This is a genomic window from Neisseria gonorrhoeae (assembly GCF_013030075.1).
In the GTDB taxonomy this organism is placed as follows: domain Bacteria; phylum Pseudomonadota; class Gammaproteobacteria; order Burkholderiales; family Neisseriaceae; genus Neisseria; species Neisseria gonorrhoeae.
Window position 1 is genome coordinate 61,387 of sequence record NZ_AP023069.1, and the last position, 15,707, is coordinate 77,093.

The window sequence follows — 15,707 nt, forward strand, 5'->3', positions numbered from 1 at the left end:
CGGTATGGCGGATTCGGTTTAACGTTTCAGTGCCAACGTCAACACGCCGCCGTAACCAGCCCCAAGTCTATCCATTCCTGCGTGTTCGGGCGTTCGTCTAAGAAAATCACCGCCATCAGCGCGACCAAGACCAGGCTGAATTTGTCGACGGGCGCGACTTGCGGGGCTTTGCCCAGTTGCAGGGCTTTGAAGTAGGCGAGCCAAGATGCGCCGGTGGCGAGTCCGGACAAAACCGGAAACGTCCGGTTGCGCCCCGTGAAGCCGTTTACGCCCTGCCATTTGCCGGTGTAGGTCAAAAACAATACCAAGGCGGCGAGGATGACCAAGGTGCGGATAAAGGCGGCGAAATCCGAATCTATGCCCTGCAAGCCCATTTTGGCGAAAACGGCGGTCAATGAGGCGAAGCCTGCCGATGCCAATGCCCAAAACAGCCATGCGTTGCTGCCCATGTTTTCTCCTTTGATTGTGAACAATATGAACGGTATTTTTGTTGCTGCGTCAAAAATTTCACTGCGGGTTTGGTGCGGATAACGTTATAATATGCCTGATATTATTTTCAATCCACCTGTTTGTCGCCTGATGCTTTCAGACGGCATGTCCCTCCTCATTTCTAAAGGAAAATCATGAGCTTCAAAACCGATGCCGAAACCGCCCAATCCTCCACCATGCGCCCGATTGGCGAAATTGCCGCCAAGCTGGGTTTGAACGTTGACAACATTGAGCCTTACGGTCATTACAAAGCCAAAATCAATCCTGCCGAAGCGTTCAAGCTGCCGCAAAAACAAGGCAGGCTGATTTTGGTTACCGCCATCAACCCGACTCCGGCGGGCGAAGGCAAAACCACCGTAACCATCGGTTTGGCGGACGCATTGCGCCATATCGGCAAAGACTCTGTGATTGCTTTGCGCGAGCCTTCTTTGGGTCCGGTGTTCGGCGTGAAAGGCGGCGCGGCAGGCGGCGGCTACGCGCAAGTTTTGCCGATGGAAGACATCAACCTGCACTTCACCGGCGACTTCCACGCCATCGGTGCGGCGAATAACCTCCTCGCCGCCATGCTCGACAACCATATCTACCAAGGTAACGAGTTGAACATCGACCCCAAACGCGTGCTGTGGCGGCGCGTGGTCGATATGAACGACCGCCAGTTGCGCAACATCATCGACGGTATGGGCAAGCCTGTTGACGGCGTGATGCGTCCCGACGGCTTCGACATCACCGTCGCCTCCGAAGTGATGGCGGTATTCTGCCTTGCCAAAGACATCAGCGATTTGAAAGAGCGTTTTGGCAATATTCTCGTCGCCTACGCCAAAGACGGCAGCCCCGTTTACGCCAAAGATTTGAAGGCACACGGCGCGATGGCGGCATTGCTAAAAGATGCGATTAAGCCCAATTTGGTGCAAACCATCGAAGGCACTCCGGCCTTTGTACACGGCGGCCCGTTCGCCAACATCGCCCACGGCTGCAACTCCGTTACCGCAACCCGTCTGGCGAAACACCTTGCCGATTACGCCGTAACCGAAGCAGGCTTCGGCGCGGACTTGGGTGCGGAAAAATTCTGCGACATCAAATGCCGCCTTGCCGGTTTGAAACCTGATGCGGCAGTCGTCGTGGCGACTGTCCGCGCCCTGAAATACAACGGCGGCGTGGAACGCGCCAACCTTGGTGAAGAAAACCTCGAAGCTTTGGCAAAAGGTTTGCCCAACCTGTTGAAACACATTTCCAACCTGAAAAACGTATTCGGACTGCCCGTCGTCGTTGCGCTCAACCGCTTCGTGTCCGACTCCGATGCCGAGTTGGCGATGATTGAAAAAGCCTGTGCCGAACACGGCGTTGAAGTTTCCCTGACCGAAGTGTGGGGCAAAGGCGGCGCGGGCGGCGCGGATTTGGCGCGCAAAGTCGTCAATGCCATCGACAACCAACCTAATAACTTCGGTTTCGCCTACGATGTCGAGTTGGGCATCAAAGACAAAATCCGTGCGATTGCCCAAAAAGTGTACGGCGCGGAAGATGTCGATTTCAGCGCGGAAGCGTCTGCCGAAATCGCCTCGCTGGAAAAACTGGGCTTGGACAAAATGCCGATCTGCATGGCGAAAACCCAATATTCATTGAGCGACAACGCCAAACTCTTGGGCTGCCCCGAAGGCTTCCGCATCACCGTACGCGGTATCACTGTTTCCGCCGGCGCGGGCTTCATCGTTGCGTTGTGCGGCAATATGATGAAAATGCCGGGCCTGCCGAAAGTTCCGGCTGCCGAGAAAATCGATGTGGACGAACACGGCGTGATTCACGGCTTGTTCTGAACGGTTTTTGAAACCGGATGCCGTCTGAAGCCGTTTCAGACGGCATTTTTTCGGAACGCGGGCGGCGGTATGCTATAATTCTCCGTTAAATTTCTCTATTTTCAGGAAAAACCATGAGTTTGAAATGCGGCATCGTCGGTTTGCCCAACGTCGGCAAATCCACCCTTTTTAACGCGCTGACCCAATCGGGCATCGAAGCGGCAAACTATCCCTTCTGCACCATCGAACCCAACGTCGGCATCGTCGAAGTGCCCGACCCGCGTATGGCGGAGCTGGCGAAAATCGTCAATCCGCAAAAAATGCAGCCCGCCATCGTCGAGTTTGTCGATATTGCCGGCTTGGTTGCGGGCGCGAGCAAAGGCGAAGGCTTGGGCAACCGGTTCCTTGCCAACATCCGTGAAACCGATGCCATCGTCAACGTCGTGCGCTGCTTTGACGACGACAACATCGTCCACGTTTCCGGCAAAGTCGATCCGATTGCCGACATCGAAACCATCGGCACCGAATTGGCGCTTGCCGACTTGGCAAGTGTGGAAAAAGCCATCGTCCGCGAAGAAAAACGCGCCCGATCAGGCGACAAAGACGCGCAAAAACTAGTCGATTTGTGCAAAAAACTGCTGCCGCATCTGGACGAAGGCAAACCCGTGCGTTCCTTCGGTTTGGACGCGGAAGAACGCGCGCTGCTGAAGCCGCTGTTCCTGCTGACCGCCAAACCTGCGATGTATGTGGGAAACGTTGCCGAAGACGGTTTTGAAAACAACCCGCACCTCGACCGCCTGAAAGAATTGGCGGCAAAAGAAAACGCCCCCGTCGTTGCCGTCTGCGCCGCGATGGAGAGCGAAATCGCCGAATTGGAAGACGGTGAAAAAGCCGAATTTCTCGCCGAAATGGGCTTGGAAGAACCGGGCTTGAACCGCCTCATCCGCGCGGGTTACGACCTTTTGGGACTGCAAACCTACTTCACCGCCGGCGTGAAAGAAGTCCGCGCGTGGACGATACACAAAGGCGACACCGCGCCGCAAGCCGCCGGCGTGATCCATACGGATTTTGAACGCGGCTTCATCCGCGCCCAAGTGATTGCCTACGATGATTTTGTCTCGCTCGGCGGCGAAGCCAAAGCCAAAGAAGCCGGCAAAATGCGCGTGGAAGGCAAGGAATACGTCGTGCAGGACGGCGACGTGATGCACTTTTTGTTTAACGTGTAACCCAAATGCGGCAGGTTTTCAGACGGCTTTGCCGGAAATGCCGTCTGAAGCCGGTTTTGGTGGTTTTCGACGTTCCCATACCGCCGGAATGCAGCCGCATCAAAATAAAATCCCGCCCGCATTTCCGATTTGCCCTCCCCGATTCCTGCAAAACAAACCGCCTGCCCTGCCGTTACGGGAAGCCGTCCGGTATTCCGAATATCCCGAACCCCGATACAAAATGACCTTTCAGACGGCATTTGCACAGCCCGCCGCGTTTCAAGTAAAAACATTATGAGCCAAGCCTTACCCTACCGCCCGGACATCGACACATTGCGCGCCGCCGCCGTCTTGTCCGTCATCGTGTTCCATATCGAAAAGGATTGGCTGCCGGGCGGGTTTCTCGGTGTCGATATATTCTTTGTGATTTCAGGCTTTTTGATGACGGCGATCCTCCTTCGCGAAATGTCCGGGGGGCGTTTCTTCCTCAAGACATTTTATATCCGCCGCATCAAACGGATTTTGCCCGCATTTTTCGCCGTATTGGCGGCAACGCTGGCAGGCGGCTTCTTTTTATTCACCAAAGATGATTTCTTTCTTTTGTGGAAATCCGCGCTGACCGCCTTGGGTTTCGCCTCCAACCTGTATTTTGCAAGGGGGAAGGATTATTTCGATCCCGCGCAGGAAGAAAAGCCCCTGCTGCACATCTGGTCTTTGTCGGTCGAAGAACAATTTTACTTTGTCTTTCCGATATTGCTGTTGCTTGTCGCCCGCAAAAGCCTGCGCGTACAGTTCGGCTTCCTCGCCGCATTGTGCGCCTTAAGCCTTGCCGCTTCCTTTATGCCTTCCGCGCTCGATAAATATTACCTGCCCCACCTGCGCGCCTGCGAAATGCTGGTCGGATCGCTGACCGCCGTGCGGATGCGGTACCGGCAACAGCGGAATCCCGCCGTCGGGAAACGGTATGCCGCCGTCGGCGCATTGTTTTCCGCGTGCATACTGTCCGCCTGCCTGTTTGCCTATTCGGAACAAACCGCCTATTTCCCGGGCCCCGCCGCCCTGATTCCCTGTCTGGCTGTTGCCGCGCTGATTTATTTCAACCATTACGAACACCCGCTTAAAAAATTTTTCCAATGGAAAATCACCGTTGCCGCCGGTTTGATTTCCTATTCGCTTTATCTGTGGCATTGGCCGATATTGGCCTTTATGCGCTATATCGGCCCGGACAACCTGCCGCCTTATTCGCCGGCGGCAGCGATCGTCCTGACCCTGGCGTTTTCCCTGATTTCTTATCACTGCATCGAAAAGCCGTTTAAAAAATGGAAAGGCTCGTTCGCACAATCCGTTTTATGGATTTATGCCTTGCCTATGCTCGTTTTGGGGGCGGGCTCGTTTTTCGCGATGAGGCTGCCGTTTATGGCGCAATACGACCGCTTGGGGCTGACGCGTTCCAACACCTCCTGCCACAACAATACCGGCAAACAATGCCTGTGGGGGGATACGGAAAAACAGCCGGAACTGCTGGTTTTGGGCGACTCCCACGCCGACCATTACAAAACATTCTTCGATGCCGTGGGCAAAAAAGAAAAATGGTCCGCCACTATGGTTTCCGCCGACGCCTGCGCCTATGTGGAAGGCTACGCGTCCCGTGTGTTCCAAAACTGGGCCGCCTGCCGCGCCGTTTACCGCTATGCCGAAGAACACCTGCCCCGGTATCCGAAAGTGGTTTTGGCGATGCGCTGGGGCAGCCAGATGCCCGAAAACAGCCGCTCCCTTGCCTACGATGCCGGTTTTTTCCAAAAATTCGACCGTATGCTGCACAAACTCTCATCCGAAAAACAAGCCGTTTACCTGATGGCGGACAACTTGGCTTCGTCTTACAACGTCCAGCGCGCCTATATCTTGTCTTCACGCATACCGGGTTGCCGCCAAACACTGCGCCCGGACGACGAAAGCACCCTGAAAGCCAATGCCCGCATCAGGGAATTGGCAGCCAAATACCCCAACGTCTATATTATTGATGCCGCCGCCTATATCCCCGCAGATTTCCAAATCGGCGGATTGCCGGTTTACTCGGACAAAGACCACATCAACCCTTACGGCGGCACAGAATTGGCGAAGCGTTTTTCCGAAAAACAAAGGTTTCTCGATACGCGCCATAACCATTGATTCGCTTAAATTTGTTACAATCGGCGGTTTGCAAAACCGCTAATTTTTTTGAAAGAGACCGATGAGCGTCATCCAAGACCTGCAATCGCGCGGCCTTATCGCGCAAACCACCGACATCGAAGCCTTAGACGCTTTGCTGAACGAACAAAAAATCGCCCTTTACTGCGGTTTCGACCCGACAGCCGACAGCCTGCACATCGGACACCTGCTGCCCGTATTGGCATTGCGCCGCTTCCAACAGGCGGGGCATACGCCGATTGCACTGGTGGGCGGCGCGACCGGTATGATCGGCGACCCCAGCTTCAAAGCCGCCGAACGCAGCTTGAATTCCGCCGAAACCGTTGCCGGCTGGGTAGGAAGCATACGCAGCCAATTAACCCCTTTCTTGAGCTTTGAAGGCGGAAACGCCGCCATTATGGCGAACAATGCCGACTGGTTCGGCAGCATGAACTGCCTCGACTTCCTGCGCGACATCGGCAAGCATTTCTCCGTCAACGCCATGCTGAACAAAGAATCCGTCAAACAGCGCATCGACCGCGACGGCGCAGGCATTTCCTTTACCGAGTTCGCCTATTCCCTGCTGCAAGGCTACGACTTCGCCGAGTTGAACAAACGCCACGGCGCGGTTTTGGAAATCGGCGGTTCCGACCAGTGGGGCAACATCACCGCCGGTATCGACCTGACCCGCCGCCTGAACCAAAAACAAGTGTTCGGTCTGACCCTGCCTTTGGTTACCAAATCCGACGGTACCAAATTCGGCAAAACCGAAGGCGGCGCGGTGTGGCTGAACGCGAAAAAAACCTCGCCGTACCAGTTCTACCAGTTCTGGCTGAAAGTCGCCGATGCCGATGTGTATAAATTCCTGAAATACTTTACCTTCCTGTCCATCGAAGAAATCGGTGTCATCGAAGCCAAAGACAAGGCAAGCGGCAGCAAGCCCGAAGCGCAACGCATCCTCGCCGAAGAAATGACCCGCCTGATTCACGGCGAAGAAGCCCTTGCCGCCGCGCAACGCATTTCCGAAAGCCTGTTTGCCGAAGACCAAAGCCGGCTTACCGAAAGCGACTTCGAGCAGCTCGCCCTCGACGGCCTGCCTGCATTTGAAGTTTCAGACGGCATCAACGCCGTCGAAGCCTTGGTCAAAACCGGCTTGGCAGCGTCCAACAAAGAAGCGCGCGGCTTTGTCAATGCCAAAGCGGTTCTGCTCAACGGCAAACCGGCTGAAGCCAACAACCCCAACCACGCCGCCGAACGCCCCGACGATGCCTATCTGTTGATAGGCGAATACAAACGTTTCGGCAAATACACCATCCTCCGGCGCGGCAAACGCAACCACGCGCTTTTGGTTTGGAAATAATCCGATTGCCGCAGAAATGCCGTCTGAAGCTTTCAGACGGCATTTTTATCAAATGCAAAACACCCTGCGCCTGCCGATATGTCGTCATTTCCATGCAGGCGGGAATTCAAACTTGTCCGCACGGAAACTTATCGGGCAAAACGGTTTCTTCAGTTCTACGTTCTAGATGCCCGCTTTCGTGGGAATGACGGTTCAGTTGCTACGGTTACTGTCAGGTTTCGGTTATGTTGGAATTTCGGGAAACTTATGAATTGTCATTCCCGTGAAAGTGGGAATCCAGGACTCAAAATCTCAAGAAACCGTTTTGCCCGATAAGTTCCTGCACTGACAGATCTAGATTCCCGCCTGCGCGGGAATGACGGGTTTCGAGATTGCGGTGTTGTCGGGAATGACGGGTTTTAAGATTGCGGTGTTGTCGGAACGCAACCGAACCGTCATTCCCACGGAAGTGGGAATCTAGGACGCGGGGTTTCAGTTATTTCCGATAGATTCCCGCCGCGTCAGGGGTCCGGATTTCCGCCTGCGCGGGAATGACGGGTTTCGAGATTACGGTGTTGTCGGGAATGACGGTTCGGGTATTTTACTGCGCCCGCCCCGCGCCTGTAAACGGCGGGCGATTAAAAATGCCGTCTGAAGGTTCAGACGGCATCGGTATCGGGGAATCAGAAGCGGTAGCGCACGCCCAATGAGGCTTCGTGGGTTTTGAAGCGGGTGTTTTCCAAGCGTCCCCAGTTGTGGTAGCGGTAGCCGGCGTCCAGGGTCAGCTTGGGCGTGATGTCGATGCCTACGCCTGCCACTGCGCCGAAGCCCAAGCTGCTGATGCTGCGGCTTTCGTGATGGGGAAGTTTGCGGATCGGAGCATTTGTGGTAACACTTGACGCAGCATTCTGTGGGTAAGTGGTAACAGCAATGGTTTCTTGTTCAACCGAACGAACCTGATGTCTGACGTGTCCGTAGGCGACGCGCGCGCCGATATAGGGTTTGAATTTATCGTTGAGTTTGAAATCGTAAACGGCGGACAAGCCGAGAGAAGAAACGGCGTGGAATGTGCCGTTTTCCTGATGTTCCGTCTTTCGGGTTTGTATGTTAAGATGGCCTCTGCTGCCAGAAGAGGTCTTATCGTTTCTTCCCAACTCTTTTATGTTCACGGAATATTTATTGTCGTTCCATTTTCTGTAACGGGCATAATCTGCCGCTATCCTCCAGCCGCCGAAGTCGTAGCCGACCGACACCCTGGGGTGGACGGAATGCGTACGGATGTTTCTGAAATAATCGCTTACCGTGCTTATTTTGCCTTTTTTTTGAGCGGTTGGTTCCGGATAATCGTGGGTAATGCGTTCGGCGGCATAGGCTAAATCCGCCTGCACATACGGGCCGCGGCCGCCGTCTTCACTTGCCGCCTGCGCTGCGGAAGGGAAGAGAAGAGAAGAGAAGAGAAGAGAAGAGAAGAGAAGGTTTTTTGCGGGCTGGATTCATTTTCGGCTCCTTATTCGGTTTGACCGGTTAAAAAAAGATTTTCACTGATGTTGAAGGGCGGATTATATCGGGTTCCGGGCGGTGTTTCAATACATAGCACCGCGCCTGCTGCGCGTTTTATGCGTTTGGCGCGTTCGGCGGCGGGAAATTTGCCTACTTTTCCCGCGTCGGGCGGGCGGAACGGGCGGCACACTGTCTATAAACCGCAATACCGTTTACAATGACCGCCTGTTTCACCACATACCCGAACGCAACAATGTTTCAACACACGGGACGGCACATCAAGCACCGCCCTATGTGTCGTCCTGATTTGGAAGGGGTTGCACCCCTCCCGAATAAAGTCTGATCCTGCCGCCCCGAAGGACGGATGTCCGAGTGGCGGGGTTTCAACCGAAAAGGAAATACAATGAAAATCAGGCCGGGGCGGCACAACGCGCCCGACTTTCCGCACGGGGCCGCCGTAACCATAGGCAATTTCGACGGCGTACACCTCGGACACAAACACATCCTCCAAAAACTCCGCCTCGAAGCCGATACGCGCGGATTGCCCGTCGTGGCCGTCGTTTTCGAACCCCAACCCAAAGAATTTTTCGCACTCCGTACCGGCAAAACCCCGCCCTGCCGTATCAGCCCCCTGCGTACCAAACTGGAATTGCTGGAAGGGACGGGTTGCGTCGATGCCGCCTGGGTTTTGCGTTTCGATCGGAATTTTTCCGAAATATCCGCGCAAGCATTTATCGACCGCCTGCTGCGTCAAACCTTGAATACGCGCTATTTGCTCGTCGGCGATGATTTTCGTTTCGGCGCGGGGCGCGAAGGCTGTTTTGAACTTTTGGCACAACAGCCCGATATGCAAACCGAGCGCACGCCTTCCGTCATCGTCGAAGACATCCGCACCAGCAGCACCGCCGTCCGCCAAGCCCTTTCAGACGGCAACCTTGCCTATGCGAAAAAACTTTTGGGACACGACTACGTTTTGGGGGGCAGGGTGGTGCACGGCAGAAAACTCGGGCGCACCTTAAACGCCCCGACCGCCAACATCCGACTGCCCGGCCACCGTTATGCACTCGGCGGCGTGTTCGTCGTCGAAGCGGACGGCGCATTCGGCACGCGGCGCGGCGTGGCGAGCTTCGGCTTCAATCCCACCGTTGATGGCGGCTGTTCTCAAAAGCTTGAAGTCCACCTGTTCGACTTTCAAGGCGACCTGTACGGACAACGGTTGAACGTCCGCTTCCTGCACAAACTGCGCGACGAGGAAAAGTTTGACGGTATGGAAGAACTGAAAAGGCGGATTGAAGCCGATATGGAAGCCGCAAAGTGTTGGTAGAAAAACCTTATACAAACCATCCGATTGGGCTACAATCAGCCTTTTAACTGTTCGGACGGCACAGGGGTTTCCCGTTGTGAAATACTGTTTGAGGCGCAATGCCGTCTGAAACCGAAATATTGTAACAATAGAGATTAAAAAATGACCGATTACAGTAAAACCGTCAACCTGCTCGAAAGCCCGTTTCCGATGCGCGGCAATCTTGCCAAGTGCGAACCTGCGTGGCTGAAAAGCTGGTACGAGCAAAAACGTTACCAAAAACTGCGCGAAATCGCCAAAGGCCGTCCGAAATTCATCCTGCACGACGGCCCGCCGTATGCCAACGGCGACATCCATATCGGTCATGCCGTCAATAAAATTCTTAAAGACATTATTATCCGCAGCAAAACCCAAGCCGGTTTTGACGCGCCTTATGTACCGGGTTGGGACTGCCACGGCCTGCCCATCGAAGTGATGGTGGAAAAACTGCACGGCAAAGATATGCCTAAAGCCCGTTTCCGCGAATTGTGCCGCGAATATGCCGCCGAACAGATTGCCCGTCAGAAAAAAGACTTTATCCGCTTGGGCGTGTTGGGCGACTGGGACAATCCTTACTTGACCATGGATTTCAAAACCGAAGCCGATACCGTGCGTATGCTCGGCGAAATCTACAAATCCGGCTATCTCTACCGGGGCGCGAAACCGGTTCAGTTTTGCTTGGATTGCGGCTCTTCGCTGGCGGAAGCGGAAGTGGAATACAAAGACAAAGTATCGCCTGCGATTGATGTTGCCTATCCGTTTAAAGACACCGTCGCGCTTGCCGCCGCATTCGGCTTGGCAGGTATCGAAGGCAAAGCGTTTGCCGTCATTTGGACGACCACGCCTTGGACTCTGCCTGCGAGCCAGGCCGTGTCTGCCGGCGCGGACGTGGTGTATCAATTAATCGATACGCCCAAAGGCAAATTGGTGCTGGCGAAAGATTTGGCGGAAGGCGCTTTGAAACGCTACGGCTTTTCAGACGGCATCGCCATCCTTGCCGAAACCACCGGCGACAAGCTGGAAAACCTGCACATGAATCATCCGTTCCTCGAACGCGATATTCCCATGCTCAACGGCGAACACGTTACCACCGATGCCGGTACCGGCTTGGTGCATACTGCGCCTGCGCACGGTTTGGAAGACTACGCCGTCTGCAATAAATACGGCATCGAGCTTTACAACCCTGTCAACGCCGAAGGCAAATACATAAGCGAAACGCCTCGTGTCGCAGGCATGAGCGTTTGGGAGGCGAATCCCGTCATCCTGCAATGGCCGGAAGAAACCGGCAACCTCTTGGCAAGCAGCAAAATCGAACACAGCTACGCCCACTGCTGGCGCCACAAAACCCCGCTGATTTACCGAGCGACAGGTCAGTGGTTTGTCGGCATGGACAAAGCCGGCAGCGACGGTAAAACCCTGCGCGACAAAGCCATCAAAGCCGTGGACGACACCGAATTCTTCCCGCCATGGGGTCGTGCGCGTTTGGAATCCATGATTGAAGGCCGTCCTGACTGGGTGGTTTCACGCCAACGCTATTGGGGCACGCCGATGACTTTCTTTGTTCACAAAGAAACGGGCGAGCTGCATCCGAACTCTGCCGAACTTTTGGAAAAAGTCGCGCAACGCATCGAAGAAAAAGGCATCGAGGCTTGGTTCTCCCTCGATAAAAGCGAATTATTAAGCGCCGAAGATTGCGAACATTACGACAAACTCCCCGATACCATGGACGTATGGTTCGACTCAGGCTCGACGCATTATTCCGTTGTAAAACAACGCGAAGAATTGGAATGGCCGGCTGACTTGTACCTCGAAGGCAGCGACCAACACCGCGGCTGGTTCCAATCCTCTATGCTGACCGGTTGCGCCTCATCCATGGGACGCGCACCGTATAAACAGCTGCTGACCCACGGTTTCGTGGTTGACCAAAACGGCCGCAAAATGTCGAAATCCATCGGCAACGTCGTCGCGCCGCAGGAAGTCTATAACGAGTTCGGCGCGGACATCCTGCGCCTGTGGGCGGCATCCACCGATTACAGCGGCGAATTGGCGATTTCCAAAGAAATCCTCAAACGCGTAACCGAAAGCTACCGCCGTATCCGCAATACCTTGAGCTTCCTGTTTGCCAACTTGAGCGATTTCAACCCGATTGAAGATGCCGTGCAACAGGCGGATATGGTGGAAATCGACCGCTACGCCTTGGTATTGGCGCGGCGGCTGCAAGAGCGTTTGGCAGGCGGTTACTATCCGCGCTATGCCTTCCACTTCGCCGTGAAAGACATTGTTTCTTTTTGCTCGGAAGACTTGGGCGCGTTCTACCTCGACATCCTGAAAGACCGCCTCTACACCACCAAAGCCGACAGCCGCGCCCGCCGCAGCGCGCAAACCGCCCTGTACCACATCACGCGCAGCCTGGTTCTCTTGATTGCACCGATTTTGTGCTTCACCGGCGAAGAAGCGTGGGACATCATCGGCGGCGGCGAAGAAGACAGCGTCCTCTTCCATACTTGGCACGAGTTCCCGGCCATCAACGAAAAAGCCGAAGCCGAACTGGTGAAAAAATGGACGGCAATCCGCGAAGCGCGCGAAGCAGTAACCGCCGCCATCGAGCCTTTGCGCGCCGACAAAACCGTCGGTTCGTCCTTGCAGGCGGAAGCCGAAATCACCGCGCCGGAAGAAATGGCCGGCTATCTGAATGCTTTGGGCGAAGAATTGCGCTTTGCCCTGCTGGTGTCTAAAGCAGAAGTGAAAGTCGGTGATGAACTTGCCGTTGCCGCCAAAGCCGGCGACGGCGAAAAATGCGAACGCTGCTGGCACTACACCCGCGATGTGGGCGCGGTTGCAGGCTATGAAACCGTCTGCAAACGCTGTGCGGAGAATGTCGGCGGAGAAGGCGAAACGCGCCATTACGCCTGATAAAGTTTGAGCAAATGCCGTCTGAAACCGCCAAACAGTATTTCAGACGGCATTTTTTGTGCCGCGATTTGTCTTCATAATGGCGGAGGGGTTTTAAGATTACGGTATTGTCGGAACGCAACCGAACCGTCATTCCCACGGAAGTGGGAATCTAGGACGCGGGGTTTCAGTTATTTCCGATAGATTCCCGCCGCGTCAGGGGTCCGGATTTCCGCCTGCGCGGGAATGACGGGTTTCGAGATTGCGGTGTTGTCGGCAATGGCGGTACGGGTATTTCCCCGCACCTGCCCCGCGCCTGTAAACGGCGGGCGATTAAAAATGCCGTCTGAAGGTTCAGACGGCATCGGTGTCGGGGAATCAGAAGCGGTAGCGCACGCCCAATGAGGCTTCGTGGGTTTTGAAGCGGGTGTTTTCCAGGCGTCCCCAATAGTGGTAGCGGTAGCCGGCGTCCAAGGTCAGGCCGGGCGCGACGTCTATGCCCACGCCCGCCACTGCGCCGAAGCCCAAGCTGCTGATGCTGCGGCTTTCGTGATGGGGAAGTTTGCGGATCGGAGCATTTGTGGTAACACTTGGCTTAACACCCTGTTCCTTTGGGTAAGTGGTAACAGCAACGGTTTCTTGTTGAACCGAACGAACCTGATGTCTGACGTGTCCGTAGGCGACGCGCATGCCGATATAGGGTTTGAAGCGGGAACCGGTATCGAAATCGTAAATGGTTGACAAGCCGAGAGAAGAAACGGCGTGGAACGTACCGTTTTCCTGATGTTCCGTCTTCAAGGTTTGCTCGTTGCGAAGCCTTTCATCACCTCCTATTTTCACCAGTTTTGTGTTGACGGAATATTTATTGTTGTTCCATTTTCTGTAACGGGCGTAATCTGCCGCTATCCTCCAGCCGCCGAAGTCGTAGCCGACCGACACCCTGGGGTGGACGGAATGCGTACGGATGTTTCTGAAATAATCGCTTACCGTGCTTATTGTGCCTTTTTTTGTACCGGTTGGTTCCGGATAATCGTGGGTAATGCGTTCGGCGGCGTAGGCTAAATCCGCCTGCACATACGGGCCGCGGCCATTGCCTTCACTTGCCGCCTGCGCTGCGGAAGGGAAGAGAAGAGAAGAGAAGAGAAGAGAAGAGAAGAGAAGAGAAGAGAAGAGAAGGTTTTTTGCGGGCTGGATTCATTTTCGGCTCCTTATTCGGTTTGACCGGTTAAAAAAAGATTTTCACTGATGTTGAAAGGCGGATTATATCGGGTTCCGGGCGGTGTTTCAACACAATATGGCGGATGAACAAAAACCGGTACGGGTTGCCCCGCCCCGGCTCAAAGGGAACGGTTCCCTAAGGTGATGAAGCACCGGGCGGATCGGTTCCGTACCATTTGTACTGCCTGCGGCCCGCCGCCTTGTCCTGATTTTTGTTAATCCGCTATAAAGACCGTCGGGCATCTGCAGCCGTCATTCCCGCGCGGGCGGGAATCTAGGCCGGTCGGTGCGGAAACTTATCGGGAAAAAAGGTTTCTTGAGATTTTACGTCCTGGATTCCCACTTTTGTGGGAATGACGTGGTGCAGGTTTCCGTACGGATGGATTCGTCATTCCCGCGCAGGCGGGAATCCGGACCTTAGAACAACAGCAATATTCAAAGATTATCTGAAAGTCCGGGATTCTGGATTCCCGCTTTCGCGGGAATGACGGTTCGGTTGCTACGGTTACTGTCAGGTTTCGGTTATGTTGGAATTTCGGGAAACTTATGAATCGTCATTCCCATGCAGGCGGGAATCTGGAATTTCAATGCCTCAAGAATTTATCGGAAAAAACCAAAACCCTTCCGCCGTCATTCCCACTTTCGTGGGAATGACGGGATGTAGGTTCGTAGGAATGACGTGGTGCAGGTTTCCGTGCGGATGGATTCGTCATTCCCGCGCAGGCGGGAATCCGGTCCGTTCGGTTTCAGTTATTTCCGATAAATTCCTGCTGCTTTTTATTTCTAGATTCCCACTTCCGTGGGAATGACGGCGGAGGGGATAAGTTCTTGCAATCTAAAATTTCGTCATTTCTATAAAATAGCAAACCGAAACAGAAACTTAAAAACAGAAACCTGAAACAGCAACCTGAAACCCCGTCATTCCCGCGCAGGCGGAAATCCGGCGGGCCGTAGGGTGTGCTTCGGCCCGCCATTTCCATCAATCCAACATGTCTACCGTTTTCATCGAATCCATCGAATCCGCCTTTTCGACCACCCGGCCCTACGCAACCGAACCGTCATTCCCGCGAAAGTGGGAATCTAGGACGCGGGGTTTGGGCAACCGTTTTATCCGATAAGTTTCCGTGCGGACAGGTCCGGATTCCCGCCTGCGCGGGAATGACGGGTTTCAAGATTACGGCATTTGCCGTTTCGGGTACAGGAAAGGGGGTTTTCGGGTAGAATGGCACTCTTTTATCCGGCTGTTGAAAAATATGTCTTCATCTGTTTCAAGTAAAACGCGCTATTGGGTATTGGCACTTGCCGCCATCGTGCTGGACCAGTGGTCGAAGTGGGCGGTGCTGTCGTCGTTTCAGTATCGGGAACGCGTCAACGTCATCCCTTCGTTTTTCGATCTGACGCTGGTGTACAACCCGGGCGCGGCATTCAGCTTCCTTGCCGATCAGGGCGGCTGGCAGAAATACTTTTTTTTGGTGCTGGCGGTGGCGGTGAGCGCGTATTTGGTACGCGCCATCTTGCGCGACGAGTTTGCAGCCCTCGGCAAAATCGGGGCGGCAATGATTATCGGCGGTGCGTCGGGCAATGTCATCGATCGCCTGATACACGGTCATGTCGTCGATTTCTTATTGTTTTATTGGCAAAATTGGTTTTATCCCGCCTTTAATATTGCCGACAGCTTTATCTGCGTCGGTGCGGTGTTGGCGGTGCTTGACAATATCGTCCATCGCAAAGATAGCAAAAAAACGTGAATGCCGTCTGAACACGGA

Annotated in this window: 12 protein-coding genes and 1 pseudogene; 9 read left to right on the top strand and 4 right to left on the bottom strand. The window is 54.5% G+C overall.

What is annotated here, in order from left to right; translation table 11 throughout:
• Positions 1-18: 18 nt before the first annotated feature.
• Positions 19-449: pseudogene (locus tag HT085_RS00310) on the bottom strand (EamA family transporter).
• Positions 450-623: 174 nt separating this feature from the next.
• Between HT085_RS00310 and HT085_RS00315 the strand changes: the two are divergent.
• The 6 genes from HT085_RS00315 (at position 624) to HT085_RS00340 (ending at position 7,699) form a co-directional block, all read left to right on the top strand.
• Entirely contained in the window at positions 624-2,300 is a 1,677-nt protein-coding gene (locus tag HT085_RS00315) for a formate--tetrahydrofolate ligase (protein ID WP_003687303.1), read from the top strand.
• Between the two features lie 113 nt (positions 2,301-2,413).
• Positions 2,414-3,505, top strand: a complete 1,092-nt coding sequence (gene ychF / locus HT085_RS00320; RefSeq protein WP_003687306.1) for a redox-regulated ATPase YchF — start codon at positions 2,414-2,416, stop codon at positions 3,503-3,505.
• Between the two features lie 37 nt (positions 3,506-3,542).
• Entirely contained in the window at positions 3,543-3,782 is a 240-nt protein-coding gene (locus HT085_RS00325) for a hypothetical protein (protein ID WP_003687308.1), read from the top strand.
• Positions 3,779-5,653, top strand: coding sequence for an acyltransferase family protein (locus HT085_RS00330; RefSeq protein WP_003687310.1), 1,875 nt, complete (start codon positions 3,779-3,781; stop codon positions 5,651-5,653). Before HT085_RS00325 ends, HT085_RS00330 begins: the two co-directional genes overlap by 4 nt.
• 61 nt (positions 5,654-5,714) lie before the next feature.
• Positions 5,715-7,010, top strand: coding sequence for a tyrosine--tRNA ligase (gene tyrS / locus HT085_RS00335; protein ID WP_003690527.1), 1,296 nt, complete (start codon positions 5,715-5,717; stop codon positions 7,008-7,010).
• A gap of 530 nt (positions 7,011-7,540) precedes the next feature.
• Positions 7,541-7,699 (top strand): hypothetical protein, encoded by a 159-nt coding sequence (locus HT085_RS00340; protein ID WP_154236104.1) that lies wholly within the window; start codon positions 7,541-7,543, stop codon positions 7,697-7,699.
• On the opposite strand, the gene HT085_RS00345 is transcribed toward HT085_RS00340, so the two are convergent.
• Complete coding sequence (locus HT085_RS00345) at positions 7,673-8,482, bottom strand: opacity family porin (protein WP_172763949.1); 810 nt, start codon at positions 8,480-8,482, stop codon at positions 7,673-7,675. The two genes, HT085_RS00340 and HT085_RS00345, sit on opposite strands and share 27 nt — an antisense overlap.
• 410 nt (positions 8,483-8,892) lie before the next feature.
• Between HT085_RS00345 and ribF the strand changes: the two genes are divergently transcribed.
• On the top strand, positions 8,893-9,813 hold the full coding sequence (gene ribF, locus HT085_RS00350; protein ID WP_025455760.1) for a bifunctional riboflavin kinase/FAD synthetase: 921 nt from the start codon (positions 8,893-8,895) through the stop codon (positions 9,811-9,813).
• Between the two features lie 141 nt (positions 9,814-9,954).
• On the top strand, positions 9,955-12,744 hold the full coding sequence (gene ileS / locus HT085_RS00355) for an isoleucine--tRNA ligase (protein WP_003690531.1): 2,790 nt from the start codon (positions 9,955-9,957) through the stop codon (positions 12,742-12,744).
• A 170-nt stretch (positions 12,745-12,914) separates the two neighbouring features.
• Here ileS and HT085_RS00360 read toward each other — a convergent pair whose 3' ends face one another.
• Together HT085_RS00360 and HT085_RS00365 are read right to left on the bottom strand one after the other, a co-directional pair.
• A complete protein-coding gene (locus HT085_RS00360; RefSeq protein ID WP_162488833.1) occupies positions 12,915-13,088 on the bottom strand; it encodes a hypothetical protein in 174 nt (57 codons plus the stop codon).
• Between the two features lie 13 nt (positions 13,089-13,101).
• On the bottom strand, positions 13,102-13,797 hold the full coding sequence (locus HT085_RS00365; protein WP_244948132.1) for an opacity family porin: 696 nt from the start codon (positions 13,795-13,797) through the stop codon (positions 13,102-13,104).
• Positions 13,798-15,194: 1,397 nt separating this feature from the next.
• On the opposite strand from HT085_RS00365, the gene lspA reads away from it, so the two are divergent.
• Positions 15,195-15,689, top strand: coding sequence for a signal peptidase II (gene lspA, locus HT085_RS00370; RefSeq protein ID WP_003687321.1), 495 nt, complete (start codon positions 15,195-15,197; stop codon positions 15,687-15,689).
• Positions 15,690-15,707: the final 18 nt, after the last annotated feature.

What these genes read in the sequence shown, in the direction of transcription:
- HT085_RS00315 (WP_003687303.1), top strand. Translation starts at nt 624, where the DNA reads ATGAGCTTCAAAACCGATGCCGAAACCGCCCAATCCTCCACCATGCGC.
- ychF (WP_003687306.1), top strand. Translation starts at nt 2,414, where the DNA reads ATGAGTTTGAAATGCGGCATCGTCGGTTTGCCCAACGTCGGCAAATCC.
- HT085_RS00325 (WP_003687308.1), top strand. Translation starts at nt 3,543, where the DNA reads ATGCCGTCTGAAGCCGGTTTTGGTGGTTTTCGACGTTCCCATACCGCC.
- HT085_RS00330 (WP_003687310.1), top strand. Translation starts at nt 3,779, where the DNA reads ATGAGCCAAGCCTTACCCTACCGCCCGGACATCGACACATTGCGCGCC.
- tyrS (WP_003690527.1), top strand. Translation starts at nt 5,715, where the DNA reads ATGAGCGTCATCCAAGACCTGCAATCGCGCGGCCTTATCGCGCAAACC.
- HT085_RS00340 (WP_154236104.1), top strand. Translation starts at nt 7,541, where the DNA reads ATGACGGGTTTCGAGATTACGGTGTTGTCGGGAATGACGGTTCGGGTA.
- ribF (WP_025455760.1), top strand. Translation starts at nt 8,893, where the DNA reads ATGAAAATCAGGCCGGGGCGGCACAACGCGCCCGACTTTCCGCACGGG.
- ileS (WP_003690531.1), top strand. Translation starts at nt 9,955, where the DNA reads ATGACCGATTACAGTAAAACCGTCAACCTGCTCGAAAGCCCGTTTCCG.
- HT085_RS00360 (WP_162488833.1), bottom strand. Translation starts at nt 13,088, where the DNA reads ATGCCGTCTGAACCTTCAGACGGCATTTTTAATCGCCCGCCGTTTACA.
- lspA (WP_003687321.1), top strand. Translation starts at nt 15,195, where the DNA reads ATGTCTTCATCTGTTTCAAGTAAAACGCGCTATTGGGTATTGGCACTT.